The 1,186-nt window shown below is 39.4% G+C and carries 1 protein-coding gene; it reads right to left on the minus strand.

The window, feature by feature from the left end:
• On the minus strand, positions 1 to 747 hold a 747-nt coding region (locus CWM53_RS31765), incomplete at its 3' end, for a hypothetical protein (RefSeq protein WP_227521677.1).
• Between the last annotated feature and the right edge of the window lie 439 nt (positions 748 to 1,186).

Genomic DNA, 1,186 nt, shown 5'->3' on the forward strand with positions numbered 1-1,186 from the left:
AATCAGTAACTCAGCAGAAATCATCTGACTTAAAGCAATATCATTAAGTTGCTCTGTATCTGACATTGAGTTTCTAATAATATCTATAACCTTTTTTGAAAGGCTGATGGACTTCTGGCTTTGAATGTCCTCAGGTGTTTTGCTTGAATTGTGCCCTGATAGGGATTCGCTACTAATTGGTTCAGGGTCTTTTACTACTATTGCTTTCAGGTCACTTAACTTGGTCTTCCCTTTTGCCGAAATCATCGGAGTAAACTCCAGCAATTCGTTGTTAGTAAACCAACTTAGGTAAGTTTGTAAGCGGATCACAGTTTTGTTTAAAGGCAGATTTGTGACTAAAAAGTCATCATTCATTGAAAAGTAATAGTGCTGTTTACAGATGGCAGAAGCATCAATATGGGAAGTTTCTATGTCATCAATGGTGAAAACATCTTTCTCAAAAAGGGTTTCAGTTATGTGCTGGACGTCCTTGTCTGATGTGATTCTCAACATTGTACAAAAAATAGACTTGCTAACCGATGACTCTTTAAAATAAGATAACACATCCCTCTCTTTATTTGGGTCATCTGTACTTAGCAACATACACCTTTCTTTCGCTGTTTTTATTTCATTGAGCTTTGCTAACAATTGTGATTTTGCATCACTTGATGCTTTTGAAAGACTGTCATTTTTAATTTGAAAAGCCCGAAGAGTGACCTTTTTAGTTTTGCTTGGTGGGGCTACATCTTCATTATTATCTTCTGTCATCTTTCATCCTTTTCTTACTGTATATAGGGTATAGAATATTTTTAGGATGAATCTTAGATCAGAAAAATGAATAGGTATACCTGGATATTTATCAGGGTTCCCGGCAATCAACCGAACTCCTCTGCTACTTTTCAGTTTTTCCATTATGCTCCTACTAAAAAAGTGGGGTAGCAGTCCCCACTCTATGGAGCAGCTTTTCGATCAGCCTATAATTTGAAGAAACCAAACCAGAGGAGATCTCCGTGATAAAGGACTACCTGATCGTAGCCTATCTTACAGCTATTGCAGCCTGGCCAGCCACACTGGCGTTACTTGGTCTCTCTGCAGGAGTAGCATTCTATATGAGGCGTAGGGTGCTGGGGGTAGTCCTCGTCGTTCTGTTCATGCTGGTGGCAATCGCTGCGTGGCAGTTTGAACGCTACATGTAAAACCATACCGC

It is taken from the genome of Klebsiella sp. A-Nf5, assembly GCF_002810545.1.
Taxonomy (GTDB): domain Bacteria; phylum Pseudomonadota; class Gammaproteobacteria; order Enterobacterales; family Enterobacteriaceae; genus Klebsiella; species Klebsiella variicola.